The organism is Mangrovicella endophytica (assembly GCF_002893625.1).
GTDB classification, from domain to species: Bacteria; Pseudomonadota; Alphaproteobacteria; order Rhizobiales; family Rhizobiaceae; genus Mangrovicella; species Mangrovicella endophytica.
Map to the genome: position 1 here is coordinate 1 of NZ_PKMZ01000026.1, position 1,187 is coordinate 1,187.

Sequence of the window (1,187 nt, forward strand, 5' to 3'; positions counted from 1 at the left end):
TATGCAGCTCTGCAATCCACCAGTGCAGGAGATCCCCAAAAATGACAACTGATACGCCCAGGGTTCCGTAGACACTCAAGACCCTCGTTGCGCGTAGCGCCGTTCAAACTCTACAGGGGACAGGTCGCCAGTTGAACCATGACGGCGTTGTGGGTTGTAGAACATCTCGATGTAGTCGAACACCTCGGCGCGTGCGGCGTCCTTGGTGGGGTAGATCCGCCGCCTGATCCGCTCGCGTTTGAGCAGACCAAAGAAGCTCTCCACCGGTGCGTTGTCATGGCAGTTGCCACGCCGACTCATGCTGCACACCAAGCCATGGGACGCCAGGAAACTGCGCCAGTCATCGCTGGTGTAGACAGACCCCTGGTCCGAATGAACCAGGCAACCAGCGCTGGGTTTGCGCCGCCACACCGCCGACAGCAAGGCCTGCACGACCAACTCGGTATCGGCTCGATCGCGCATCGCCCAGCCGACGACCTGCCTGGAAAACAGATCGATCACCACAGCCAGGTACATCCAGCCTTCATGCGTACGGATGAAGGTGAAGTCGCTCGCCCAGGCCGTGTCCGGCTCGGTCACGTCGAACTGTCGATCCAGCAGGTTGGCTGCCGCCTTGCACGGCGTTCCGCCATGGAAGCGCGGCTTGCGGCCATAGCCCACCTGGGCACGCAGTCCCTCGGTGCGCATCAATCGATGCACCCGATGGCGACTGCAACGCTCACCCAGATCGCGTAGATCCTTGGCAATCTTGCGATGCCCATAGACACTGCCGCTGGCCAACCAGTGGTGCTTGATCAGCCCCAGCAGGCGTTCGTCTTCCTTGGCGCGTTCACTGTCGGGCGACTTTAGCCACGCGTAGTATCCAGCCCGGTTCACCCGCAAAACCCGGCACATCGCGCACACCCTGAATTCTTCGCGGTGGACTTGCATGAAGAGGTACTTTGCCTTTACCCCTTGGCAAAGTACGCGGCGGCCTTTTTTAGGATGTCGCGCTCCTCCGTCACCCGGCGCAACTCGATCTTCAGCCGCCGGACTTCGGCGCTCTGGTCCGCCTCAGCGCGCTGTACTACGCCGGGCTTGCCGAACTTGCGCAGCCAAGCGTACAGGCTGTGCGTGGTGACACCCAGTCGCTCGGCGACCTCTGCCACCTTGAACCCACGATCGGTCACTTGCCGGACCGCCTCGAT

At 61.5% G+C, this 1,187-nt stretch carries 1 protein-coding gene; it reads right to left on the bottom strand.

Annotated elements, in window-relative coordinates:
* Positions 1–75: 75 nt before the first annotated feature.
* Positions 76–1,187 (bottom strand): IS3-like element ISXac3 family transposase gene (locus C0R46_RS20575; RefSeq protein WP_245413707.1). Its coding sequence is split into 2 segments (ribosomal slippage), with 1,113 coding nucleotides annotated over them: positions 76–983 and positions 983–1,187; the frame shifts between segments, so codons are not numbered across the junction. This gene is flagged as partial in the annotation.